The 22,777-nt window shown below is 68.0% G+C and carries 23 protein-coding genes and 1 tRNA gene; 11 read left to right on the forward strand and 13 right to left on the reverse strand.

Annotated features, from left to right (window positions below; genetic code table 11):
• Window positions 1–47: 47 nt before the first annotated feature.
• Window positions 48–650, forward strand: coding sequence for a 16S rRNA (guanine(966)-N(2))-methyltransferase RsmD (gene rsmD, locus LC041_RS12045; protein WP_226533337.1), 603 nt, complete (start codon window positions 48–50; stop codon window positions 648–650).
• On the opposite strand, the gene thiL is transcribed toward rsmD, so the two are convergent.
• Window positions 620–1,615, reverse strand: coding sequence for a thiamine-phosphate kinase (gene thiL, locus LC041_RS12050; protein ID WP_226533338.1), 996 nt, complete (start codon window positions 1,613–1,615; stop codon window positions 620–622). The genes rsmD and thiL overlap by 31 nt on opposite strands.
• A 23-nt stretch (window positions 1,616–1,638) precedes the next feature.
• Here thiL and LC041_RS12055 point away from each other — a divergent pair, with 23 nt between their 5' ends.
• Window positions 1,639–2,124, forward strand: coding sequence for a DUF3515 family protein (locus LC041_RS12055; RefSeq protein WP_226533339.1), 486 nt, complete (start codon window positions 1,639–1,641; stop codon window positions 2,122–2,124).
• Window positions 2,125–2,145: 21 nt separating this feature from the next.
• Here LC041_RS12055 and LC041_RS12060 read toward each other — a convergent pair whose 3' ends face one another.
• The 6 genes from LC041_RS12060 to leuC all read right to left on the reverse strand — a co-directional run bounded on the left by LC041_RS12060 (window position 2,146) and on the right by leuC (window position 8,496).
• Window positions 2,146–3,228, reverse strand: coding sequence for a D-alanine--D-alanine ligase family protein (locus LC041_RS12060; RefSeq protein WP_226533340.1), 1,083 nt, complete (start codon window positions 3,226–3,228; stop codon window positions 2,146–2,148).
• Window positions 3,134–4,267 (reverse strand): NAD(P)H-dependent glycerol-3-phosphate dehydrogenase, encoded by a 1,134-nt coding sequence (locus LC041_RS12065; protein ID WP_226533341.1) that lies wholly within the window; start codon window positions 4,265–4,267, stop codon window positions 3,134–3,136. Before LC041_RS12065 ends, LC041_RS12060 begins: the two co-directional genes overlap by 95 nt.
• Window positions 4,257–5,021 carry a lysophospholipid acyltransferase family protein gene (locus LC041_RS12070; protein WP_226533342.1) on the reverse strand — a complete coding sequence of 255 codons (765 nt, stop codon included), beginning with the start codon at window positions 5,019–5,021 and terminating at the stop codon, window positions 4,257–4,259. Before LC041_RS12070 ends, LC041_RS12065 begins: the two co-directional genes overlap by 11 nt.
• On the reverse strand, window positions 5,018–6,385 hold the full coding sequence (gene murA / locus LC041_RS12075) for a UDP-N-acetylglucosamine 1-carboxyvinyltransferase (protein ID WP_131490919.1): 1,368 nt from the start codon (window positions 6,383–6,385) through the stop codon (window positions 5,018–5,020). Before murA ends, LC041_RS12070 begins: the two co-directional genes overlap by 4 nt.
• A gap of 65 nt (window positions 6,386–6,450) precedes the next feature.
• A complete protein-coding gene (leuD, locus tag LC041_RS12080) occupies window positions 6,451–7,047 on the reverse strand; it encodes a 3-isopropylmalate dehydratase small subunit (protein WP_226533343.1) in 597 nt (198 codons plus the stop codon).
• Between the two features lie 3 nt (window positions 7,048–7,050).
• On the reverse strand, window positions 7,051–8,496 hold the full coding sequence (gene leuC, locus LC041_RS12085) for a 3-isopropylmalate dehydratase large subunit (protein WP_226533344.1): 1,446 nt from the start codon (window positions 8,494–8,496) through the stop codon (window positions 7,051–7,053).
• A 190-nt stretch (window positions 8,497–8,686) separates the two neighbouring features.
• Between leuC and LC041_RS12090 the strand changes: the two genes are divergently transcribed.
• Together LC041_RS12090 and LC041_RS12095 are read left to right on the forward strand one after the other, a co-directional pair.
• Complete coding sequence (locus tag LC041_RS12090; protein WP_226533345.1) at window positions 8,687–9,982, forward strand: O-acetylhomoserine aminocarboxypropyltransferase/cysteine synthase family protein; 1,296 nt, start codon at window positions 8,687–8,689, stop codon at window positions 9,980–9,982.
• On the forward strand, window positions 9,979–11,292 hold the full coding sequence (locus LC041_RS12095; protein ID WP_226533346.1) for an LLM class flavin-dependent oxidoreductase: 1,314 nt from the start codon (window positions 9,979–9,981) through the stop codon (window positions 11,290–11,292). Before LC041_RS12090 ends, LC041_RS12095 begins: the two co-directional genes overlap by 4 nt.
• Window positions 11,293–11,311: 19 nt before the next feature.
• Here LC041_RS12095 and LC041_RS12100 read toward each other — a convergent pair whose 3' ends face one another.
• Window positions 11,312–11,809, reverse strand: coding sequence for a DUF427 domain-containing protein (locus LC041_RS12100; protein WP_226533347.1), 498 nt, complete (start codon window positions 11,807–11,809; stop codon window positions 11,312–11,314).
• A 36-nt stretch (window positions 11,810–11,845) separates the two neighbouring features.
• On the opposite strand from LC041_RS12100, the gene LC041_RS12105 reads away from it, so the two are divergent.
• Window positions 11,846–12,436, forward strand: coding sequence for an LON peptidase substrate-binding domain-containing protein (locus LC041_RS12105; RefSeq protein ID WP_226533348.1), 591 nt, complete (start codon window positions 11,846–11,848; stop codon window positions 12,434–12,436).
• Here LC041_RS12105 and LC041_RS12110 read toward each other — a convergent pair.
• Window positions 12,399–13,436 (reverse strand): TerC/Alx family metal homeostasis membrane protein, encoded by a 1,038-nt coding sequence (locus LC041_RS12110; protein WP_226533349.1) that lies wholly within the window; start codon window positions 13,434–13,436, stop codon window positions 12,399–12,401. The two genes, LC041_RS12105 and LC041_RS12110, sit on opposite strands and share 38 nt — an antisense overlap.
• Window positions 13,437–13,703: 267 nt before the next feature.
• Between LC041_RS12110 and LC041_RS12115 the strand changes: the two genes are divergently transcribed.
• From LC041_RS12115 to LC041_RS12130, 4 genes are read left to right on the forward strand one after another with little or no spacing between them, the layout of a single operon-like run.
• Window positions 13,704–14,264: an RNA polymerase sigma factor gene (locus LC041_RS12115; protein ID WP_226533350.1), complete on the forward strand. Its 561-nt coding sequence runs from the start codon at window positions 13,704–13,706 to the stop codon at window positions 14,262–14,264.
• Window positions 14,261–15,379: a DUF4349 domain-containing protein gene (locus LC041_RS12120; RefSeq protein WP_226533351.1), complete on the forward strand. Its 1,119-nt coding sequence runs from the start codon at window positions 14,261–14,263 to the stop codon at window positions 15,377–15,379. Before LC041_RS12115 ends, LC041_RS12120 begins: the two co-directional genes overlap by 4 nt.
• A gap of 60 nt (window positions 15,380–15,439) precedes the next feature.
• Entirely contained in the window at window positions 15,440–15,988 is a 549-nt protein-coding gene (locus LC041_RS12125) for a winged helix-turn-helix domain-containing protein (protein WP_226533352.1), read from the forward strand.
• Complete coding sequence (locus LC041_RS12130; RefSeq protein ID WP_226533353.1) at window positions 15,988–17,235, forward strand: MFS transporter; 1,248 nt, start codon at window positions 15,988–15,990, stop codon at window positions 17,233–17,235. The genes LC041_RS12125 and LC041_RS12130 overlap by 1 nt, the downstream gene beginning before the upstream one ends.
• Window positions 17,236–17,289: 54 nt before the next feature.
• Here the strand turns inward: LC041_RS12130 and LC041_RS12135 are convergent.
• A tRNA-Glu gene (locus tag LC041_RS12135) sits at window positions 17,290–17,362 on the reverse strand.
• A 149-nt stretch (window positions 17,363–17,511) separates the two neighbouring features.
• On the opposite strand from LC041_RS12135, the gene LC041_RS12140 reads away from it, so the two are divergent.
• Together LC041_RS12140 and LC041_RS12145 are read left to right on the forward strand one after the other, a co-directional pair.
• Complete coding sequence (locus tag LC041_RS12140; RefSeq protein WP_226533354.1) at window positions 17,512–18,150, forward strand: MBL fold metallo-hydrolase; 639 nt, start codon at window positions 17,512–17,514, stop codon at window positions 18,148–18,150.
• Window positions 18,147–18,677 (forward strand): GNAT family N-acetyltransferase, encoded by a 531-nt coding sequence (locus LC041_RS12145; protein ID WP_226533355.1) that lies wholly within the window; start codon window positions 18,147–18,149, stop codon window positions 18,675–18,677. The genes LC041_RS12140 and LC041_RS12145 overlap by 4 nt, the downstream gene beginning before the upstream one ends.
• Here the strand turns inward: LC041_RS12145 and pepN are convergent.
• The 3 genes from pepN to LC041_RS12160 form a co-directional block, all read right to left on the reverse strand.
• Window positions 18,674–21,172, reverse strand: a complete 2,499-nt coding sequence (gene pepN, locus LC041_RS12150; protein ID WP_226533356.1) for an aminopeptidase N — start codon at window positions 21,170–21,172, stop codon at window positions 18,674–18,676. The two genes, LC041_RS12145 and pepN, sit on opposite strands and share 4 nt — an antisense overlap.
• Window positions 21,173–21,184: 12 nt before the next feature.
• Window positions 21,185–22,183, reverse strand: coding sequence for a DNA topoisomerase IB (locus tag LC041_RS12155; protein WP_226533357.1), 999 nt, complete (start codon window positions 22,181–22,183; stop codon window positions 21,185–21,187).
• A gap of 90 nt (window positions 22,184–22,273) precedes the next feature.
• Complete coding sequence (locus tag LC041_RS12160) at window positions 22,274–22,768, reverse strand: hypothetical protein (protein WP_226533358.1); 495 nt, start codon at window positions 22,766–22,768, stop codon at window positions 22,274–22,276.
• Window positions 22,769–22,777 lie beyond the last annotated feature (9 nt).

The following is a 22,777-nucleotide window of genomic DNA, read 5'->3' on the forward strand; positions in this document are numbered from 1 at the left end:
GACCCCGACCGACACGGACGTTACCGCGGCTGTCGTATCGTGAACGGGTGACGAGGATCATCGCAGGCAGCGCCAGGGGCACTCGACTCGAAGTGCCCGGGGCGGGAACGCGCCCCACGAGCGACCGTGTGCGTGAGTCGCTCTTCGGCGCGCTCGAATCCCTGAGCGCGATCGAGGGCGCCAGGGTCCTCGACCTGTACGCCGGATCCGGGGCTCTCGGCCTCGAATCCCTGAGCCGGGGCGCGGCGAGTGCAGAACTCGTGGAGCGAGGACGGCAGGCTGCGGCGATCGTGCGCCGCAATGCGTCAGCCGTGGCCAAAGCCGGCGGCATGGCACCGGGCCATGTGCACGAGAGCGCGGTCCGCACGTTCCTGCAACGTGCGACCGGCCGCTTCGATCTCGTCTTCAGCGATCCGCCGTACGACCTCGACGATGCCGCGATGACCGCGGATCTCATCGCGCTCGCGCCGCTCCTGACGCCCGATGCGGTCGTCGTGGTCGAACGTGCACGCCGATCCACGCCACCGGACTTCGCAGCCGCCGGCCTCGAGCTCTTCCGGGAGAAGTCTTACGGTGACACCGTGATCTGGTGGGCCGAGCCCCGCCCGGACGACGAGGATCAGCCCGAGATCGAGTCCCAGTCACGATAGGGATCCCACCCGCTGACCTCGACCGAGGCCCCGTCGCAGAGCAGATCTTCGTCGCCGCGCGGCAGCACCCGGCCGATCGCACGGAAACCGGGCGGAAGCGCGCCGGAAGGGAATGTCGCGAGCAGCGCGTGATCCTCGCCACCGGCGACCGCACGCTCTGGATCATCACCGAGCGCCTCGCTGTCGAGCGCGATCGTGACCCCGGATGCCGTAGCCATCCGCCGAGCATCGAGGGCGAGCCCGTCGGATACATCCATCATCGCGGTGGCACCGGCCGAGGCTGCGACCGCACCGAGGCCGATCGGAGGCGAAGGCCTCAGCTGGGCGATGACGGCCGCGCCCTCCCCCGCCGCGAGCATCGCGGGGTCGACCGGCACCGGTATGCCGCCGTCGCGAAAGCGTCCGAACAGCACAGCCAGACCGTGGGCGGCGTGCCCGAGCTCTCCCGCCACGGCGACGACGTCCCCGGCACGCGCGCCGTCGCGGGTCACCGGGGGTCTGCCTTCGAGGTCGCCGAGTGCCGTCACGGCGACCGTCAGGACATCCGAGACCGTCAGGTCCCCTCCGACGACCGCACACCCGGGTGCGAGGGCGTCACAGGCGTCTCGGAAGCCGTCTGCGAGCCGTTCCACGAACGAGAGCCGGAGATCGCCAGGCACGGCCAGCGCGACGAGGAGCGCCGTCGGACGTGCGCCCATCGCTGCGACGTCCGCCAGATTCACGGCGGCAGCCTTCCACCCGAGGTCGTACCCGCTGGACCAGGCGAGACGGAAGTCCGGTCCGTGCACCAGCGTGTCGGTCGTCGCGACCACACTGCCCGAGGGGGTGGCGACGACGGCGGCATCGTCCCCCGGGCCGATCAGTGCGTGTGAGGCGGTCGACGTGCGGGTCAGGATCGCGCGGAGGATGCGTCCTTCGGAGACATCGCCCAGGCATGGATCATCGGCGTCGGGTCGGGAGGGCATGCTGTCAAAGGTAGCCTGGAAGCATGCCTCGTTCCCGTCGCCTCGCTGCCCTCGCAGGCGCGGTGATCCTCACCGCCGTCCTCGCCGGTTGCTCGACGACCGTGCACCTCGAACCGGCCGACGATGCGAACAATCCCGCATGCGCCTCGGTGTCGGTGCTGCTGCCAGACACCGTCGCCGGTTTCGACCGTGTGTGGACGGATGCCCAGGCCACCGGCGCCTGGGGTGAGCCCACGGCGGTCGCACTGCGCTGCGGAGTCGAACCGCCCGCCCCCTCGGCCCTCGTGTGCACCACGCTGGGCGGCGTCGACTGGCTCGTCCTCGAGCAGGAGGAGGAGCGCCAGCGCCTCGTCACCTATGGCCGGGACCCCGCCGTCGAGGTGAACATCCGGCGCGGTGAGCAGATCGACTTCCAGTCGATCGTGGACTCGATCTCCCAGAGCATCCAGTCCGGGCTCGCTCCGGCGACGGCGAAGTGCACCGATCGGGTCGAGTTCCCTGCCAGCTGATCGCCGCGGGGAACGCGATGTTCAACCGCGGAGGCCGGCTTCGACCAGCTCGGTGATCAGTTCGCCGTAGCTCAGCCCCGAGGCGACCCAGCACTTCGGGAACATCGAGATCGGCGTGAAACCGGGCATCGTGTTCAGCTCGTTGACGACCAGTTCGCCCGTCGGCGTGAGGAACATGTCGACGCGTGCGAGCCCACGACCGTCCACGGCGTCGAACGCTCGGATACCCGCCTGTTGGATCGCCGCGGTCTCGGCAGCGGTCAACTCTGCCGGGCACACGACATCGACGCCGTCGCCGCCGAGATACTTGCCCTCGAAGTCATAGAACCCCCGGGACGTCAACACGATCTCGCCGGGCAGAGACGCCCGGACGCCCTCCGCACCCTCGAGAACGGCGACCTCGATCTCACGACCGCTCACGCCGGTCTCGATCAGCACCTTCTCGTCTTCGGCGAAGGCGACGCTCAGAGCGGCGTCGAGCTCGTCCGCCGTTTCCACCTTCGACACGCCGACGCTCGAGCCGGCACGTGCCGGCTTCACGAACAACGGCAGGCCGAGTGCGGCCGCGCGGCGGCGCACGTCCTCGGCATCCTGGTCCCAGTCCCGGCGGCGTACGGTCACCCACGGTGCGACGGCTATGCCCGCCGCCTGCAGGGCGATCTTCATGAAGTGCTTGTCCATGCAGAGCGCGGAGTCGAGCACCCCTCCACCCGCGTACGGGACCTCCAGGGTGTCGAAGTAGCCCTGGATCGTGCCGTCCTCGCCGTGTGGTCCGTGCAGGATGGGCAGCACCACGTCGATCTCGCCGAAGCCTTCGATCGAGCCGTCCGTCTGCACGACTCGCAGCGTGCGGTCCCCACCCGGCTCGGGCCACAGGACACGTGTGCCGTTGTCGACGACCTCCGGGAGATGCGCGGCATCCAGCGGGAACTTCGCGGGATCGTCGTCTTCCAACACGAATGCCCCCTCGCGGGTGATGCCCACCGGGATCACGGCATACCGGTCGCGGTCAATCGCTCCCAGCACGCCCCCCGCCGTTGCGGAACTGATCGAATGCTCGCTGGAGCGCCCGCCGAAGAGCACCACCACCGTCTGCTTGTCCATGGTTGGTCCTCTCACCCCGCGGGGTGTCGTCGTCCGTCGTCAGGTGGGGTGCGATGTCCCGCGGATCCATCTTGCCGTCGAGCACCATCTTCACCTGCTCGACGATGGGCATGTCGACCTCCGCTTCGCGTGCGAGCTGCAGGATCGGGGCGACGGAGGCTAGCCCCTCCGCCGTCTGCTGCATCTGCTTCACGACATCCTGGAAGCTGTAGCCCTGGCCGAGAAGGCGGCCCGCCGTGTTGTTCCTGCTCAGCGGCGACTGGCACGTGGCGATCAGGTCCCCGAGACCGGCGAGCCCCTGGAGGGTCTCCGGATGCGCGCCGTTCGCCACCGCGAAGTCGGTCATCTCGACGAGTCCGCGCGTAATGATCGACGCCTTCGTGTTCTCCCCGTATCCGACACCGTCCACGATGCCGATCGCGACCGCGATCAAGTTCTTGAGCACGCCGCCGAACTCGGTACCGATCACGTCGGTGTTCACGAAGGTGCGGAAATAGGTGTTGCGAGCGGCGCGTGCGACGACGTCGGCCGTCTCCTGGCTGCGCGAGGAGATCACGGCCGCGGTGGGCTGCTCCCGGGCGATCTCCAGTGCGAGGTTCGGCCCCGAGGCTACGGCGATGCGGTCGGGATCGCAGCGCAGTTCCTGCTGGATCACCTGGCTCATACGCAGACCCGTGCCGCGTTCGACGCCCTTCATGAGACTGATGACCTTGGCGTCACTGTCCGCGAGCAAGGGGCGCAGCGCTTTCAGGTTCTCGCGGAGCGACTGGCTCGGCACCGACAGGTACACCTGCTCAACGCCGTCGAGGGACGTCGCGAGCTCGTGCGTGGCCACCATCGTGCGCGGGAGGTTGATTCCCGGGAGGTAGCGCGAATTGCGCTTGGCCTCGCTGATCTCCTGCGCGAGTTCTGCACGCCGCGCCCACATCGTGACGTGCGCACCGCCGTCGGCGAGGATCTTGCCGAAAGTCGTTCCCCAACTGCCCGCGCCGATCACGGCGACGCGCGGCCCGCTCGGAACGGTTCTCTTAGGTGTCAAGGCGCCCGGTCTCCTTCTGCCCGTGGTTCGCGGGGTTCCATCGCTCCGCCGGTGCCTTCTCGTCTCGAAGCTCCTCGAGCAGCGCGGTGATGGCGTTCATGAGTCGATCCGTGGCTTCGTTGAGGGCGGCCGGCTCCCCCGCGCGTTCACGCAGATCCGAGACATCGACCGGGTCGCCGATCAGAACCTGGACGGGCTTTCGCAGCGGCCAGAGGCTCAAGCCCTTCTGATAACGCCCCATGATCGCCTGGGTGCCCCATTGGGCCATCGGGATCAGCGGGATGCCATCGGCGAGAGCCAGACGAACCGCGCCCGACTTCCCGCGCATCGGCCACAGCGCCGGGTCTCGCGTGAGCGTTCCCTCGGGATAGACGATCACGCCACGACCGTGCTCGACGAGTTCCTCCGATTGTTTCATGGTCTGCCGGGCGGACGCGGCCGAAGACGTGCGAGCGACCGGGATCATCCCGGTGCGACGCAGGAACCAGCCGAGCACCGGCACCTTGAAGAGGCTCTCCTTGGCCATGAAGCGCGGGGCGCGACCGGCACGCCACACGGCGACGGCGACGATGAGCGGATCGAACTCCGAGTAGTGGTTCGGAGCCAGGACGAAGGACCCCTCGCGCGGCAGCTTCTCGGCCCCGCGCACACGGATCTTCGCGATCAGGGAGACCGGAGGGATCACGAGCGCCGCGAGCGGCCAGAAGATGCTCGGGCGCTTCGTCTCCGACGATCGGGACGCCACGTCGGTCACCGGATGACGTCGAAGTCGGCACCGAGCGCGTCGAGCTTGGCGAGGAACTTCTCGTAACCACGGCTGAGGATATCGACGCCGGACACCTTGGACTCGCCGGTGGCGGTGAGCGCCGCGATGACGTGGCTGTAACCGCCGCGAAGGTCGGGCACCACGATGTCTGCACCGTGGAGCGGAGTGGGACCGGTGACGACCGCAGCCTGCTCGAGGTCTCGACGCGGAACCCGACGCGGGCCGTCCTGGAGCCCCCGAGGGTGCACCACGATGTCGGCACCCATCTTGACCAGCGCATCGGTGAAGCCCATCCGGTTCTCGTACACGGTCTCGTGCACGACGGAACGGCCGTGCGCCTGGGTCAGCGCGACGACCAGCGGCTGCTGCCAGTCCGTCATGAACCCGGGGTGGACGTCGGTCTCGATCACGACGGGCTTGATCTCTCCGTCGCGACGGAACAGGATGCCGTCCTCCTGGATGTCGAACCACCCGCCCGCCTTGCGGAAGACGTTGAGGAACGTCAGCATCTCCTGCTGCTTGGCTCCGCCGACGAAGATCTCGCCATCGGTCGCCAGTGCGGCAGAGGCCCAGGACGCTGCCTCGTTGCGGTCGAAGATCGACCGGTGGTCGTAGCCGCGGAGCTTCTCGACGCCCTCGATGACGATGACGCGGTTCGGCTCGTAGGAGATGATCGCGCCCATCTTCTGCAGCACGGCGATCAGGTCCATGATCTCGGGCTCGATGGCCGCGTTGCGCAGCTCCGTGACGCCCTCGGCGCGGACGGCGGTGAGGAGCACCTGCTCCGTCGCACCGACACTCGGGTACGGGAGGTGGATGTTGGCGCCGTGCAGGCGCGTTCCCCCGGTGGAGAGCCGGATGCCGCTGGGGAGCTTCTCGACGATCGCGCCGAACTTGCGCAGTGCGTCCAGATGGAAGTCGATAGGGCGGTCGCCGATCCGGCATCCGCCGAGGTCGGGGATGAACGCCTGACCGAGACGGTGCAGCAACGGGCCGCAGAACAGGATCGGGATGCGCGAGGCTCCTGCGTGCGCGTCGATCTCCTCGAAGTGCGCGGACTCGACGTCGCTGGGGTCGAAAACGAGCGAACCGGGCTCGTCCCCTTCCGAGACCCGTACGCCGTGCACCTCGAGCAGCGAGCGCACGACCGCGACATCGCTGATGGCCGGGACATCGCGCAGGGTGCTGACGGTTTCGCCGAGGAGGGACGCGACCATGGCCTTCGTCGCCAGGTTCTTCGCGCCCTTGACGTCGACACGGCCACGGAGCGGACGTCCGCCTCGAATGGCGAGGACGTCTCCGGTGAGTGCAGGAACTCCGTCCGGAAGAGCGTCGCGCACAGGTGTCGTCATTCGGAGCCTCACTTCATTTACGGATTTCGGGGGCGGGTTGCCCCTGGCTCCCCCGCCCCCACCGTCTACTGAACGGGAAGGGTCCGTGGCCGCCACGACTCGCGACGAGCCTCGAACTGCGCGATCTTGTCTTCGTTGCGCAGCGTGAGCCCGATGTCATCGAGCCCTTCGAGGAGCCGCCATCTAGTGTAATCGTCGATCCCGATCTCGGCCTGGACGTCGCCGATCGACGCGGTCCGCGCCTCGAGATCGACCGTCATCGATACCCCGGGATTCCGGTCGATCTCGCCCCAGAAGCGCTCGAGGTCCTCCTCGGAGATGGTCGCGGCGAGCAGACCCTGCTTGCCGGAATTGCCCCGGAAGATATCAGCGAAGCGGGGGCTGAGCACGACCTTGAAACCGAAGTCCCGCAACGCCCAGACCGCGTGCTCACGGCTGGATCCGGTGCCGAAATCGGGCCCGGCGAGGAGCACGGAGGCCCCCTGGAACACCGGCTGATTGAGAACGAACTCCGGGTCCTGGCGCCACCCATGGAACAGCGCGTCCTCGAAACCGGTCTTGGTGACCCGCTTGAGGAAGACGGCGGGGATGATCTGGTCGGTGTCCACGTTGGAGCGCTTCAACGGTGCGGCGACCCCGGTGTGAGTGGTGAACTTCTCCATGATTCAGAACCCTTCGGTCAGGTCGCTCGGGCTGGACAGGGTGCCGCGGATCGCCGTGGCGGCCGCGACGAGCGGCGACACAAGGTGCGTACGCCCACCCTTGCCCTGACGGCCCTCGAAGTTGCGGTTGGAGGTGGAGGCGCAGCGCTCCCCCGGCGCGAGCTGGTCGGGGTTCATACCCAGGCACATCGAGCATCCGGCGAAGCGCCATTCCGCTCCGAAATCCTTGATGACCTTGTCCAGTCCCTCGGCCTCGGCCTCCAGGCGCACGCGCGCGGACCCCGGAACCACCATGACGCGGACGCCGTCCGCCTTCTTCTTCCCTTCGATGATCGACGCGAACGCTCGCAGATCCTCGATCCGGCTGTTCGTGCACGATCCCATGAAGACCGCGTCGACCGGCACCTCCTTGAGAGGCGTCCCCGGGGTCAGGTCCATGTACTCGAGCGCGCGCTCGGCGGCGGCGCGCTCGTTCGGGTCGGCGATCTCCGCGGGGTTCGGAACCGAAGCGGAGAGCGAGCTGCCCTGCCCCGGGTTGGTGCCCCAGGTCACGAACGGCTCCAAGTCGTCGGCGTCGATGAAGACCTCGGCATCGAACGTCGCCCCGTCGTCCGACGGCAGCGTGCGCCAGTATGCGACGGCGTCTTCCCAGTCCTGGCCCTTCGGCGCATGAGGGCGCCCCTCGAGGTAGGCGAAGGTGGTCTCGTCCGGCGCAACCATCCCCGCACGAGCACCGGCTTCGATCGACATGTTGCAGATCGTCATCCGGCCCTCCATCGAGAGGGCGCGGATCGCGCTGCCGCGGTACTCGAGCACGTAGCCCTGCCCGCCGCCCGTGCCGATCTTCGCGATGACGGCCAGGATGATGTCCTTCGCCGTGACCCCGGGACGCAGCGTCCCTTCGACGTTGATCGCCATCGTCTTGAACGGCTTGAGCGGAAGCGTCTGCGTGGCCATGACGTGCTCGACCTCGCTCGTACCGATGCCGAACGCCATCGCACCGAACGCACCGTGGGTCGACGTGTGCGAGTCGCCGCAGACCACCGTGATCCCCGGCATGGTCAGACCGAGCTGCGGACCCACGACGTGCACGATGCCCTGCTCCGCGTCGCCGAGCGAGTGCAGGCGCACACCGAACTCCGCCGCGTTGCGTCGAAGGGTCTCGATCTGCGTGCGACTGGTGAGATCGGCGATCGGCTTGTCGATCTCCCAGGTCGGCGTGTTGTGGTCCTCGGTCGCGATCGTGAGGTCGAGTCGGCGCAGCGGTCGCCCTTCTGTGCGCAACCCGTCGAACGCCTGGGGACTCGTGACCTCGTGCACGAGGTGCAGGTCGATGTAGATCAGGTCGGGCTCGCCGTTGTCGCCTTTGACGACCAGGTGGTCATCCCAGACCTTCTCGGCGAGCGTCCTGGGGCGTGCCGGATCAGCATTGTGTGCGGGGGTTGTCATTGCGTGTCTCCTGTGGCTGACGGTTCGGCCCACGATGGACTCCGCGACGAGGAGGGGCTCTAGATCGAGGTCTCGTCGCGGCCCATAAGAAGAAGGAGCACGGTCCGCATGACGTCAGATTACCACCGCTCGGACCTGCTCCGATCCGACGTGACACTCTGTTGAGCACCGACCGACCGAGAGGGACCGCATGACCGTCGCACACACCCGCTTCGCCACCCGCGCGGTCCATGCGGCGCGTGACCGGGAGACCGCAGCGTCACGCGCGACGCCGATCTATTTGACGGCGGGCTTCGAGTTCGACGACTTCGATCACGCTGCGGACCACTTCCGCACCGGCACCGGGTTCGGTTACACCCGTACCGGGAACCCGACCGTCCGTTCCGTGGAACGCCAGCTCGCCGCTCTCGAGTCGGGCGCGGACGCCGTGCTCGTCGCCAGCGGTCAGGCAGCGGTCGCCACTGCCCTGCTCACCGTCGCCGCCGCCGGCGACCACATCGTCTCGTCCACGCACATCTATGAGGGCACCCGGAGCCTGCTCCTCGACAACCTCGCGCGGCTCGACATCGACACGACGTTCATCGACGACATCGCCGACCCGGCTGCCTGGCGGAGCGCGATCCGCCCGAACACCCGCGCGCTGTTCGCCGAATCGATCGCCAACGCCCGCAACGACGTGCTCGACGTCCGGGCTGTCAGCGCCGTCGGTGACGAGCTCGCGATCCCGCTGATCGTCGACAACACGCTCGCAACGCCGGCGATCGTGCGCCCCCTTGAACACGGCGCCGCGATCGTGGTCCATTCCGCGTCGAAGTTCCTCGCCGGGCACGGCTCCGTGCTCGGTGGCGTGGTCGTCGACGACGGCCGCTTCGACGCCGACCGCGCTGGTCACAACGCGCCCCATCTCGTGCTCCCCGGCCGCGGCGACGCCCCCAGTGTCTTCGCGCGCCACGGGGGTCGTGCGCGCATCGCCTACGCCCGGGAATCGGTGGCTCCGCGATTCGGTGCTTCCCCGTCCCCGCTCAACGCCTTCCTGATCGGACAGGGCGTGGAGACGCTCGGACTGCGCGTGGAGCGGCAATCCCGGAGCGCGCTGCAGATCGCCCGCTGGCTGGAAGCGCATCCCGAGGTCGAGAGCGTCGACTATGTGGGCCTGCCGTCGCACCCCGACCACGCGACTGCGAACCGGTACTTCGAAGGGGGATCCGGCTCGGTCTTCACCTTCACGCTGCGGGGTGGGCTCGCGGCGGCACGACGATTCGTCGAGCAGGTGCAGGTGTTCACGCACATGACCCATCTCGGCGACGTGCGCTCCCTGGTCCTGCACCCCGGAACGACGAGCCATGCTCAGCGCACCGAGGAGGAGCGCGAGGGGCTCGGCGTGCGTCCAGGCACCCTTCGGCTCTCGGTGGGAATCGAGGACGTCGATGACCTCCTCTCCGATCTGTCGCAGGTACTCGAAGGCGTCCGGGAGACGGTGGCATGAGCCGCCCTCAGCACTTCGGCTGGTTCCTCGCCCGCGGCTTCGGCCCACAGGGGTGGGGCTACCCGTCCCTGGACTGGGACTACGACTGGACGCGTCCCGAGGTCTATCAGGAGGCCGCACGGACGCTCGAACAGGCCGGATTCGACCTGGTCATCATCGAGGACGCGCCGTCGCTGGGTTCCCCCTCCACGATCGATCTGCGCGTCCGCCACGCGTTCGGCGGGCCGAAGCACGATCCGCTGCTGTTGGCCCCCTACCTCTTCCAGGCGACCAGACATCTGGGGGTGGTGCCGACCGTGAACCCCGCCGCGTACCTCCCGTACACGGCGGCGCGTCACTTCGCGACCCTGCAGCACCTGAGCGATCACAGGCTGGGACTCAACGTCGTCACCGATACCGGCAGCGCGCGTCACTTCTCCGACGCGCCCCAGCTCGGTCACGACGAGGCGTACGATCGCGCCGAGGAGTGGCTGGCCGGGATCCGCGCGCTGTGGCACAGCTGGGACGACGACGCCCTCATCGCCGATCGCGCGACCGGCGTGTTCGCCGACGGCTCGCGACTACGGGCTGTCGCGCACCGTGGCGAGCACTTCGCCTTCGATGGTCCGCTCAACGCCGTCCCCTTCACCGACGGGGATCCTGCGATCGTCTCCCCCGGCGGTTCCGGTCGCGGACTCGGGTTCGCCGGCGCGAACTCCGATGTGCAGCTCGCCCTCGCGCCGCTGAACGAGAAGTCGGTGCGCGACTACCGTGCCCGGGTGCACGCGGCCGCGATCGCAGAGGGACGGCGCCCCGAGGACGTCAAGATCCTGTTCGCCATCCAACCCGTGATCGCACCGTCGAGCGAAGAAGCCGATCGCATCGTGGCGGCTTCCGCGCAGCCCGACGACGATGCGCTCCTGCAGATCGCCCGCAAGCAGTCCAGCGATCTCGAGACCGATCTGACCTCCCTCGATCTCGACAAGCCACTCGATCCCTCGCACTTCGGTTCCCACGTCTCGCACGGCAGCATTCAGCGTCTGATCGGTGATCGCGGAGAGGATGCCCCCTTGCGCGCGCACCTGACGGCGCTCGCCCGCACCGGACGGATCAGCGATCGGTCCGGCTTCGTCGGAACCGCGGACGAGTTCGCCGACCTGATCGAAGAGCTGGGCGAATGGGGCAACGACGGCGTGCTGCTCTGGGGAGATTTCCATCCGGTCACGCTGCATCGCGCGCTCGACGACCTCGTGCCGATCCTGCGCCGTCGCGGTATCCTCCGCCGGGAGTACGTGCAGGGAGGCCTGCAGGCCAACCTGCGTGCGTTCTGACCGGCCATCGGGCCGGCGGTCACCAACCCAGCGAACCCGGACCGCCTTTGAAGGGACCGACGACGGACGAGGTGACCCATCCACCGTAGAACTCGCCGGGCTGCGGAAGCGCGACCTCGCCTCCGACGGTGCACGCGTCCATCGGAGCCGCGTAGACAGCCACCCGATCGGTCAGCATCTCGAAACCCGGAGAAGGGTGCGGGTAGTTCCAGGCCGCGCGCTGGCGCAGGACGTCTCCGCTGCGCACGTCGAAGTAGCGGGCACTTCCCTTGAACTCGCAGAACGACGAGCCCGAGGTCTCGACCAGTGCACCGGGGACGAAATCGGCCATCGGCAGGTAGTAGACCGGAGCGTGACTCGTCTCCAGCACGCGCACGGCGTCGCGGGTGTCGGCGATCAGGTTCCCGGCGAGGCGGATGGTGATGCGCTCCTCGACGGGTTCGACACGCGGCGGCCTCGGATAGTCCCAGACGGATTCCTGACCGGCGGCGGGTGTTTCAGGGCGAGGTCTGCGCATCTGTTCACTGTACGTCTCTCGGTGTTGACTGGTGCCATGACCGCCCTCCCGATGTTCCCGCTCGGCTCGGTACTGTTCCCGTACACGCCGCTTCCGCTCCGCGTTTTCGAGCCGCGCTACCTCACTTTGATCGGGCGGCTGCTCGATCAGGAAGACCCGCGATTCGGGGTCGTGCTCATCGAGCGGGGCCAGGAGGTCGGTGGGGGCGACCAGCGCCGTCGCATCGGGACGACGGCACGGCTGGTCAGCGTCTCCACCGGCGCTGACGCGCTGGTCGCCGTCGGCACCGAGCGCTTCTCGGTCGACGAGTGGCTGGCTGATGAGCCGTATCCCCGAGCCGAGGTCACGCCGCTGCCCGAGCTCGACTGGAACGACCAGCTCACCCCGATGCGCACGGAGGCCGAGGCGATCGTGCGTCGCACCCTCGCGCGCGCGCCCGAGGCCAGATGGGATTCCGGCACGGAGATCGCAGAGGCGCCGATCGCCGCAGCCTGGCAGCTCGCAGCGTTGGCGCCTCTCGGCGAGTACGACAAGTACGCACTCCTGCAATCCGCCACGGCCGGAGCGCTACTCCGTCAGATCATCGACCTCACACTGGAGGCCGAGATTCTGTGGTCAGACGAGTGAGACGCCGTTGACGCGGCTCAGTCCACCGGTGTCGCCGTCCTCGCCGCATCAGGCTCGCGACCGTCGCGATGGTCATGGAAGCCAGGATCACGCCGAGCGAGACCATGTTGCTGATGTCCGGCACCCATTCGACATGCTCGCCGCCGTTGATGAACGGGAGTTCATTGACGTGCAGGGCATGGAGGATCAGCTTGACGCCGATGAACCCGAGGATGACCGCGATGCCGTAGTGCAGGTAGCGGAGGCGGTCGAGCAGATCGCCGAGCAGGAAGTAGAGCTGACGCAGACCCATGAGCGCGAAGATGTTGGCCGCAAACACGAGGAAGCCGTTGGTGGTGATCTCGAAGATCGCGGGGATCGAGTCGATCGCGAAGATCAGGTCGGTAACGCCGATGGTGATGAAGACGATGACCATCGGCGTCCACATGCGCTTGCCGTCGACGGTGGTTCGGATCTTGGACCCGTCGTACGTCTCGCTGATGTCGATCCGACGCCGCAGCAGACGGACGATGAAGTTCTCGCGCTGCACCTCGCCTTCGTGGTCTCCATCCGGCATGGCCTGCCGGATGGCCGTCCAGATGAGGAATGCTCCGAAGACATAGAAGACCGGAGAGAAGTTCTCGACGATCGCGACACCGGCGAGGATGAACAGGCCTCGCAGGATGAGCGCGATGATGATGCCGACCATCAGCACCTGCTGCTGAAGGCGCCGCGGCACGGCGAACTGGGCCATGATCAGCACGAACACGAACAGGTTGTCGATCGACAGGCTGTATTCGAGCGCCCAGCCGGTGATGAAGTCACCCGCATTCTGCCAGCCGCTGACATTGCCGAGCAGCACGGCGAAGAGCAGGGCGAGACCCACGTAGAACGCCACCCAGAGGGTGGACTCCTTCGTGGAAGGGATGTGCGGCCGCAGCCGGATGAGCAGCAGATCGGCGATCAGGATGATCGTGAGGACGACCATCGACGTGATCTCGAACCAGACGGGGATCTCCAACGGCGCACTGCACCTTTCGCAAGGGTCGGGAAGGACTCGAAAGTCTCTCCCCCGCACGGTGGTGCGTCGCGCGCCCGGAGCAACGATGACGGTGCTCGTGATGACGTTACGCGCGGATCCGGGATACTCCCTCTCGCTCGGGCAATGCTACCCGAGGCGCAGGAGCCTGGGGAACCGTCTGACGCACCCGACATCGAGTGCGCGGGATCTGAGACGATGAGGGCTCCGTCGACACTTCCCTGGTGAGAGACACCGAACGGAATCAGGATGCCCGTGCAGACGAGTGATCAGAAATGGGCGGCCCAGGCCGCGGCCGGCGACGAGAGCGCCTTCCGCGAGCTCTACCGCGCGCATGTCCGGCCGGTCTACTGGATCGCCCGAGGGATACTCGCGTCGACCGCCGATGCGGAGGATGTCACGCAGGAGACGTTCGTCGTCGCCTGGCGGAAGCTGCCTGCCCTCGAGCTTCAGGGTGAATCGATCCTGCCGTGGTTGGCGACGATCTGCCGCTTCCAGGCCGCGAACCGGCTCCGCCAGCAGCGACGCGATCAGGCGCACACCGCCGAAGCTGTGGACGCGACCCTGCTACCGGACGCGATCAGCGTGGAGGAACAGGTCATCACCGCCGAGCTCGCCGCACGGATCGCCACCGAGGTGGACACGCTGAACGAACTCGACCGAGAGATCTTCCGGCTCTGCGCGTCCGAGGGCTACGCCTACCACGCAGCCGCCGAAGAGCTGGGCATCACGCACGCCGCGGTCCGAAACCGTCTCTCCCGAGTGCGCACCCGGTTGCGCGGCACCGTCCAGGAAGCGAGAGACGCATGAACGAGAAGAACCCCCACGGCGACCTGCCCGTCCTGTCGGATGAGACCATCGCACGGATCGAGGAGTCGGTGTTCGCCGAGATCGCCACTGAGCGTGCGCCGGTGAGCATGGCCGCCGCCCGTGCGCGCGCCCGACGTCGTCGCTGGCTGACAGGCGGCGGTATCGCCGCGGCCTTCGTCGTCGGCGTGCTCGTGACGCCCCCGATCCTCAGCACGGTCGGCGGCTCCACTTCGGTCACCGCGGACGGGTGGAGCATGTCCGGGGGCGCTGCGACAGACGCTTCCTCGTCCTCGCCCGACCGCGTGGCGGAGGGCGTTCCGGAGATGCTCGCCGACGGGGCCACCGGCGCGGGCGGTGCTGTCGAGAGCGCTGTCGACAGCGATCGGGAGATCATCGCCACGGCACAGGCGACAGTCCAGGTACCGAGCATCGCGGACGCGGCATCGACCATCGCGGCACTCGCCGAGGACCACGGCGGGTACGTGGAGAGCACGGAGATCGGCAAGACGGCCGCGATGGACAGCGCCACCGAGCCGGCGCCGACCGACTCCGCCTACGGGTGGATCAGCATCCGTGTGCCGTCCGATGACCTGACGGAGGTGATCGCCGCGCTCGACGACACCGGGGACGTCCTGTCGTCGTCGACGTCGAAACAGGATGTGACGTCGATCTCCATCGACCTGCAGGCGCGGATCGACTCCACCAGAGCATCGGTCGATCGTCTCACCGAGTTGATGTCGCAGTCGGCTAGCGTCTCCGAGCTGATCGAGGCGGAAGTCGCGCTGACCGACCGGCAGGCGCAGCTCGAGTCCTACGAGCAGCAGCTCGAGGCGCTGCAGGACCAGGTGGCGATGTCCTCCCTGCAGGTTCAGCTGACACGTGAGAACTCGCCCACCACGGCTGACCCTGCGGGATTCGCGGACGGCCTGCTCGCCGGATGGAACGGCTTGGTGGTTTCACTGAACGCGCTCGTGATCGCCGTCGGGTTCATCCTCCCGTGGCTCGCCCTCGCCGGAGTCGTCGTCCTGATCGTGTGGCTGGTGCGCCGGTCGCGCAAGACCCGGCGCGCCGCACACTCGGCTGCCGCAGACCGAACAGGCGCCGAAGAAGCCTGATTTTCCGGGGTATACAAGAAGTCTTGTGCGACTGAACGGGCGGGTTTAGCGTCTTCTTCCGTGGAAGACATCTCCGTGATCACCGCCGTGCACCATCCGTTGCGCCGCCGTATCTACGACTACCTCCTTCTGTACGGGGCGTCCCAGGTGACGGCACTCGCCCTCGCGCTCGACAGCCAAGTGGGCAGCATCAGCCATCACCTGCGCATGCTCGAGCGAGCCGGAGTCGTCGAGCGCGCTCCCGACCCGGACGGCGACAAGCGCACCAGCTGGTGGGCTGTCGCACGCCGTGGGCTCACCTGGTCGACCGACGACTACGCGGACTCCCCCTCCGACGCTCTGCTCGCCCGCGAGGCGCAACGGCAAGGCATCCGGATGCAGATCGAGCGGCTCCAGCAGTGGCACCGACACCGCCACGATCCTGCCTTCGCCGGGTACGACGGTTCCAACACCGAGACCACGGCCTGGGCGTCTCCCGATGAGCTACGGGATCTCTCCGACCGACTCCTGGCGACCATCCGCGAATGGCAGGACGGCATCGATCTCTCCGACGATCAGTCGCGCACGCCCATCTTCGTGTTCGCCCACGCCTTCCCGACGGTGCCCTGATGTCCACCGTCAGCGAACCGACACTTCTCACCGCACCACCGGCGTTCCGCCGGGACCACAGGGTGCACGCATGGATCGGTGTCAAGGCCCTGTCGGACGCGGGAGATGCGCTGTGGACGATCGCTCTCGCCTGGACGGCTGTACAGGTCGCGTCGCCGGCCGTCGCCGGGGTGATCGTCGCGGCCGGGACCATCCCGCGCGCTGCGATCCTGCTGTTCGGGGGCGTCCTCGCCGATCGGGCCGATGCACGTCGGATCATGCTCCTCTTCAACATCCTGCGCGTCGGCGTACTCGTCGCCGTGGCCGTGTGGGTGCTGGCGACACCACCCTCGGTCACGATGCTGCTCTTCGCCGCGATCGCTTTCGGGGTGTGCGATGCGTTCTACGAGCCTTCCGCCGGCACGATCGCGCGTCAGCTGGTCCGAGCCACGGATCTGCCCTCATACGGCGCGGCTGCGCAGACAGCGTCCCGACTCGGCACCATGGGCGGCGCCGCGATCGGCGGCTTCCTCGTGGCGCACACCGGCCTCGTCGGGAGCGCTTCGGTGAACGCACTGACGTTCACACTGGTCGTCGCCTTCATCGCGATCTGGCTGCGACCGCGGTTCCTTCTCGCCCGCGCCGAGAAGGAACCGGCTCTGCGGGGCATCGCGCGAGGGTTCGCGCACCTCACGGCGAACCCCACCACGCGTACCCTCGTGATCGCACTGTCAGGCCTGAACCTCGCTGTGGGACCCGCTGTCGGCATCGGCCTCGCGTTGCGCGCGCACGCCGAGGGCTGGGGAGCGCAGGCGGTCGGCATCTTCGAAGCGCTGCTCGGGCTGGGCGCGGCGATCGGGGCCGTCTCGGTCGCGAAGTGGCGACCCCGGCACGAAGCACGCGCCGGATTCTGGGCCCTGGTCGTCCAAGGGGCAGGAATCGTCGCCCTCGGATTCGGGCCGGCCTGGACCGTGGCGACGGCAGCCTTCGTGATCGGAGCGACGGCCGGATACGCTTCGGTCCTGCTGAGCGCGACCTTCTCGGCCACCGTCGACACCGCCTACCTCGGCCGAATGGGATCACTCACCCGGTTGGGTGACGATTGCCTGATGCCGTTGGCGATGGCGGGGTTCGGCGGGCTCGCCTCACTCACCAGCCTCTGGGTGCCGTTCACCCTCTTCGGGGGCGCGATGATGGCGCTGATGATCCTGCCGCTGAGCAATCGCACGTTCCGCGCGATGTCGCTTCGCTCGACCCCGACGGATTAGCGGCCCGGATAGCGAGAAAGCCTCCGGCGAACCGGAGGCTTTCTCGTGTTGTTGTGACCCCAGCGGGATTCGAACCCGCGTTACCGCCGTGAGAGGGCGGCGTACTAGGCCGCTATACGATGGGGCCTTCCGCGTGACGTTTCCGTCGCGCGACAACCGTTCAAGTATGCCATGGCGATTCTTCGTCCGCAAAATCGAGGCGGCTTCCTCCCGACGCCCGGGCGTGGCGCGCAGAATCCGTTTGCCGTGCAGCAGATGAAGGAGTTGACTCATCTCATGCGCGTCACCAAGTTCGAACATGCTGCTCTCCGTCTCGATGCGAACGACCGGACCCTCCTGATCGACCCGGGTTCCTTCACCGCACCCGTGAACGATCTCGGCGATCTCGTCGGGATCGTGATCACGCACGAGCATCCCGACCACTGGACCCCCGAGCACTTCGACCGTCTCCTGCGCTCGTCCCCCGGCACGCCGATCTTCGCGCCTGCAGGAGTCGCGCGCGCGGCTGAGGGCTACGACATCACCGTGGTCTCCCCCGGCGACACCGTCGAGGTCGGCGGGTTCGGTCTCCGCTTCTTCGGAGGCACGCACGAGGTCATCCACTCGTCCCTCCCGACAGTGGAGAACGTCGGCGTCCTCGTCAACGACGAGCTCTACTACCCCGGCGACTCCTACGCCGTCCCCGAGGGCGTCGAGGTGGGCACTCTCGCGGCCCCGCTCGGTGCGCCCTGGTTGAAGATCGGCGAAGCGATGGACTACGTGCTCGCCGTCGCGCCGCGCCGCGCCTTCGGCACCCACGACATGACGCTGTCGGTCATCGGCAAGAACATGCACCGGCAGCGCCTGCAGTGGGCCACCGAGCAGGGCGGCGGCGAGTTCTTCGTCCTGGAGCCCGGCGACACCCTCGACCTGTGACCGGCGCCGCACGCCGCCTCCTCCCCTCGCCGACCGCACGCCTGCGCTTCCGGGAGATGAGGGAAGACGACCTCGAACAGATCGCCGCGATGCTCGGCGATCCGGCGGTCATGACCTTTTATCCGGCGGTGAAGACGCGCGCGGAGAGCGCGGAGTGGATCGCGCGGATGCAGGAACGGTACCGGGAGCACGGACACGGGCTGTGGGTCATCGAGACGCACGATGGCGACTTCATCGGTGACTGCGGTCTGACCTGGCAGTCCGCGAACGATGTCCCGGTGCTGGAGGTCGGCTATCACGTCCGTCGAGCGAGTCAGCGCCGGGGCTACGCGACGGAAGCGGCGAGGGCATGCGTCGAACTCGTCGCCCGTGAACTCGCTCCGACCCTGCTGACGGCGATCATCCACCCCGCCAACACCGCTTCACGCGGGGTCGCCGAGAACCTCGGCATGACGCACATCGACGACGATCGCGCCCACCCGTGGATCGTGCGCACGGTCATGGGAATGCAGGTCGACCCGGCCTAGCCCTCTTCGGCCGCGTCCTGTGCCGCGCGCACCCGGAGGTCGCGCTGCAGGTGGTCTCGCTGCTCGACGACGAGGCGACGAAGTGCCGCCGGTGCGCCCTCATTGTCGGCAAGCCAGGCGTCGACAGGTCCGAGAGTGTCGCTCGCAGGGAAGAATCCGAGGACCAGCCTCCGTGCGATCTCGATGCTGCGTTCGCTCCATGCCGCGCCGATACGGCGGAAGTACTCCTCATCGAAGCCCGCGATGAGGTCGCGGCGTCCCCCCGCTCGGAAGCCGTCGATCTCGGCATCCAGGTGGTCGTTGCTGAGCGATACGTCGTTCCAGGCCGACTCCCACGCACCCCTTCGCACGGCGGCGTCCGGGCGCGCGGCGCGTGCGCGTCGTGCCGCCGTGCGTCCGCTCCCGGTGTCGTCCCTCTCCTCCTCGGCGGCGATGTCCGCGAGGTCGGCATGCCCGGTCGCGACGAGCGCCGTGAGAAGCTGCCAGCGCAGGTCCGGATCGACGATGAGCCCCTCGGGCACGTCCCCGTCGAGCAGAGCGCGCACGCGCTCGTTGTGCACGTCGTTGAACGCGGAGGCCGTCGCCAGAGCACGCGCCCAGGAGAGCTGCGCATCGCTCCCGGCCTCCGCAGCCCGGAGCGCACTCCACACGGCGTCCGTCCACGCGCGCTGTTCCTCGTCGCGCCGGGCGTGGCCGACGAAATGCCGGATCGTATGAGCGGCATTGGCCAGCACCCCTGACAGAAGCCCGATGTTCGACTCCCCGGGAGCATGCGTGCGCACGATCGTGAGGTAGCGCGTCGCGCTGAGCTCGCCGTCGCGGGTGGCGTTCCACAGCGACGACCACACCAGGGCGCGTGCCAACGGATCGTCGATCGAGGAGAGGGATTCCTCGACGGTGCGCAGCGAGGCCTCGTCCAGCCGCGCTTTCGCATAGGTGAGGTCGTCATCATTGAGAAGCACAAGATCGGCGTCAGCGAACTCCATCTCGGTCCGCTCCTCGAGCAGATCGAGCTCCTGCTGGTCCTTCCGGACGATGCGGCCTTCCTCGCGTTCGTAGAGCCCGATGCGGAGCCGGTGCGGGCGCGGATCCGTCTGCACGAGGAAGCGACGCCCCTCATCGTCGGTCTCCATCCGGATGGTCGACACCCCGGAGGTCTGCAGCCACGACGCCGACCAGTCGCTCATGTCACGTCCGGAGACGGCGCTGAGCTGCACGAGGAAGTCGTCTAGGGTCGTGTTCCCGAAGGCGTTCGCGGCGAAGTAGCGACGGGCGCCCTCGAAGAACGCCTCGTCTCCGACGAACGCGACGAGCTGTTTCAGCACCGCGGCGCCCTTGGCGTAGGTGATGCCGTCGAAGTTGAGCTTCGCGGCTTCGAGATCGGTGATGTCCGCCACGATCGGGTGTGTCGTCGGCAGCTGATCCTGCTGGTACGCCCACGCCTTGCGGCTCGCGGCGAACTTGACCCACGCGTCATGGAACCGCGTCGCCACGGCGGACGCGTGTGCGCCCATGTAGTCAGCGAAGGACTCCTTGAGCCACAGGTCGTCCCACCAGGTCATGGTCACGAGGTCGCCGAACCACATATGGGCCATCTCGTGAAGGATCGTGTTCGCCCGCGCGGCCCGCTGCGCCTCGGTGGCCGCGCCGCGGGACAGGTAGGCCTCGGTGAAGGTCACGAGTCCCGGGTTCTCCATCGCGCCGAGGTTGTACTCGGGGACGAAGATCTGATCGTACTTGCCCCAAGGGTACGGGTAGGCGAAAGCAGAGGCGAAGAAGTCCAGTCCCTGTCGTGTCACCTCCAGGATCTCGTCGGATTCGAGATGCCGGGCCAAGGAGCGGCGGGCGAAGACACCGAGGGCGATCTGTTCGTCGCCGTGCGTCCACTCGCCGTCCACCCGCGAGTAGGGGCCGGCGGCGACCGAGGTGATGTAGCTCGAGATCGGCAACGTCGGGGCGAAGGCGACGCGCTGCACGCCGACGCCGACGTCCGAGTGTGCCGGTGACTGGTTCGAGAGAACCTCCCACCCGGACGGCGCATCGACCACGAAGGTGTAGGACGCCTTCATATCCGGTTGCTCGAAGCACGCCATGACCCGGCGCGCGTCGGCGGGCTCATATTGCGTGTACAGATACGTCTCGTCATCGGCGGGATCGTGGAAGCGGTGCAGTCCTTCGCCTGAACGGCTGTAGGCCCCGATCGCTTCGACCCGGACGACGTTCGACGGGCGGAGCCCGGTGAGGGAGATCCGCGCGCCGTCGTAGACGACCTCCTGCTCGACGCCGTTCAGATCGACGCGGGTGACGGCCTCACCGATGAAGTCGAGCCAGGTGGCATCGGTGGACGCGTCGAACTCGAGCGTCGTCACGGTCGGGAACCCGGTGCGAGCCCGCTCGGGGGCGCCGGTCAGATCGAGCTCGACGCGGATGCGGTGCACGGCGACCGCTGCGGATCGCGCTGCGGTCTCCTCGCGGGTGAGGTTGGCTGTATCCATGCATCCATCCTGTCATCCGGATCGCCGGGTCCTCTTCCTCGACGGCTCGGGGCCGCCCAGGAGCCGGCGGATGGCTGTCTCCGGAGACACCGAGAGGTCCAGGGTGCATCCGCGTGCGTACTGGCGGAAGACCCGCGGATCGATGTAGCTGCCGCGAGCGACGGCGGTGGTGTTGCCGAGCGCGGTCGCCGCGGCCTGCACCGCGAGCCGCTCGGCCTGCCTGCGCTCGCTGCGACGATCGAGCTCGCCGATCCGGGCCAGGGCATCGGCGGCGATGATGGTCCCGTGCAGAGTGCGGAAGTCCTTCGCCGAGAAGGAAGAGCCCGTGACCTCTCGCAGATAGGCGTTCACCTCGGCGGGGCTGATGCGCACACGGCGGCGGCCACGCCGATAGGCCAGCAGGAAGTCTGCGGACTTCCCTGCAGCGAAATCCGTCAGGGCGTCCGCGAGAGCCTCATCGGTGATCTCTATGGAGGCGGTGCGCCCGCTCTTGGCGGGGAAGGACAACGCCAGCTCGCTCCCGGATACGCGCACGTCACGACGCCGCAGCGTCGTGAGACCCCGGCTGCCGTGCCGCACCAGGTATCGCTCTGAGCCGATCCGCAGCGCCGCGTCATCGAGCAGACGGAACGCGATCGCCAGTGCACGCTCCTTGGTCTGCCCATCCTCCCGGAGCGCCCGCGTCACCCGCGCCCTGGCGCCGGGCAGCGCGGCAGCGAGTTCGAGGGCGCGGACGAACTTCTTGCGATCACGGCTGACGCGCCACAACGGGTGGTAGAGGTATTGTCTGCGACCCGCCTCGTCCACGCCCACCGCCTGGATGTGCGCCAGCGGGTCCGCGGCGATCCAGACATCCCGCCAGGCAGGGGGGATCACGAGGTCATGGATGCGTTGCCGATCCGCCTCGGGGGCGGTCGCTCCGCCCGGATCCGTGTACCGGAATCCCGACCCCGATCTCCGCCGCCGAAAACCGGGGTCCTGTCCCGGAACCACGCGGTTCAGTCTCGCCATACGCTCTCCCCTCTCGACCTTCTCGCCTCGGAAGAGGATGCAGGGTCGTCGGGCGCGACGGAAGGGAGTGGCGTCGCGCCTTTCCGCGTGCTATCCGCCGTCGGAGGATGGTGCAGCGAACGCACGGCGCATGTGGTCGCTCGTCAAGAAGTCGGCGATGCCGATCATGATGAGACTGAAGACGATCTGCTCGGAGACCATCCACAGGGGGTACAAGCCGGGAATGGCGGCCATCACGAGCGTGATGATCGGGAAGATCTGTGCGAACAGACGCAGCCGCTGATAGGCCCAGCGCCACCCGCGCTGGGCCCGCCACGCGAAGTAGAACAGCGTGGCCGTCATCGCGAGGACCACGAGCGTCCGCATCCACACCGCGAAGGAGACGGGTTCCCCGTCGACGGCGAGCACCAGCGCGACCACGACCGCCCCGATGCCGATCACGAGCTCGACGACGAGGAGCCACAGGATCCAGGTGAAGGCGCGCACGGTGCGCGGGTGGGTGCGGTCCGCCTCGCTGATGGCGACGCCGGCCTGACGGCCACCTGCGATCCGGTCGAGCCGGAGGAGGAATGATTCCAGAGCCATGCCTGGAGC

Origin of the sequence: Microbacterium paraoxydans (assembly GCF_020524545.1) — a bacterium.
Taxonomy (GTDB): domain Bacteria; phylum Actinomycetota; class Actinomycetes; order Actinomycetales; family Microbacteriaceae; genus Microbacterium; species Microbacterium paraoxydans_C.

What these genes read in the sequence shown, in the direction of transcription:
- thiL (WP_226533338.1), bottom strand. Translation starts at nt 1,615, where the DNA reads ATGCCCTCCCGACCCGACGCCGATGATCCATGCCTGGGCGATGTCTCC.
- LC041_RS12055 (WP_226533339.1), top strand. Translation starts at nt 1,639, where the DNA reads ATGCCTCGTTCCCGTCGCCTCGCTGCCCTCGCAGGCGCGGTGATCCTC.
- LC041_RS12060 (WP_226533340.1), bottom strand. Translation starts at nt 3,228, where the DNA reads ATGGACAAGCAGACGGTGGTGGTGCTCTTCGGCGGGCGCTCCAGCGAG.
- murA (WP_131490919.1), bottom strand. Translation starts at nt 6,385, where the DNA reads ATGACGACACCTGTGCGCGACGCTCTTCCGGACGGAGTTCCTGCACTC.
- leuD (WP_226533343.1), bottom strand. Translation starts at nt 7,047, where the DNA reads ATGGAGAAGTTCACCACTCACACCGGGGTCGCCGCACCGTTGAAGCGC.
- leuC (WP_226533344.1), bottom strand. Translation starts at nt 8,496, where the DNA reads ATGACAACCCCCGCACACAATGCTGATCCGGCACGCCCCAGGACGCTC.
- LC041_RS12090 (WP_226533345.1), top strand. Translation starts at nt 8,687, where the DNA reads ATGACCGTCGCACACACCCGCTTCGCCACCCGCGCGGTCCATGCGGCG.
- LC041_RS12095 (WP_226533346.1), top strand. Translation starts at nt 9,979, where the DNA reads ATGAGCCGCCCTCAGCACTTCGGCTGGTTCCTCGCCCGCGGCTTCGGC.
- LC041_RS12100 (WP_226533347.1), bottom strand. Translation starts at nt 11,809, where the DNA reads ATGCGCAGACCTCGCCCTGAAACACCCGCCGCCGGTCAGGAATCCGTC.
- LC041_RS12105 (WP_226533348.1), top strand. Translation starts at nt 11,846, where the DNA reads ATGACCGCCCTCCCGATGTTCCCGCTCGGCTCGGTACTGTTCCCGTAC.
- LC041_RS12115 (WP_226533350.1), top strand. Translation starts at nt 13,704, where the DNA reads ATGCCCGTGCAGACGAGTGATCAGAAATGGGCGGCCCAGGCCGCGGCC.
- LC041_RS12120 (WP_226533351.1), top strand. Translation starts at nt 14,261, where the DNA reads ATGAACGAGAAGAACCCCCACGGCGACCTGCCCGTCCTGTCGGATGAG.
- LC041_RS12130 (WP_226533353.1), top strand. Translation starts at nt 15,988, where the DNA reads ATGTCCACCGTCAGCGAACCGACACTTCTCACCGCACCACCGGCGTTC.
- LC041_RS12140 (WP_226533354.1), top strand. Translation starts at nt 17,512, where the DNA reads ATGCGCGTCACCAAGTTCGAACATGCTGCTCTCCGTCTCGATGCGAAC.
- pepN (WP_226533356.1), bottom strand. Translation starts at nt 21,172, where the DNA reads ATGGATACAGCCAACCTCACCCGCGAGGAGACCGCAGCGCGATCCGCA.
- LC041_RS12155 (WP_226533357.1), bottom strand. Translation starts at nt 22,183, where the DNA reads ATGGCGAGACTGAACCGCGTGGTTCCGGGACAGGACCCCGGTTTTCGG.
- LC041_RS12160 (WP_226533358.1), bottom strand. Translation starts at nt 22,768, where the DNA reads ATGGCTCTGGAATCATTCCTCCTCCGGCTCGACCGGATCGCAGGTGGC.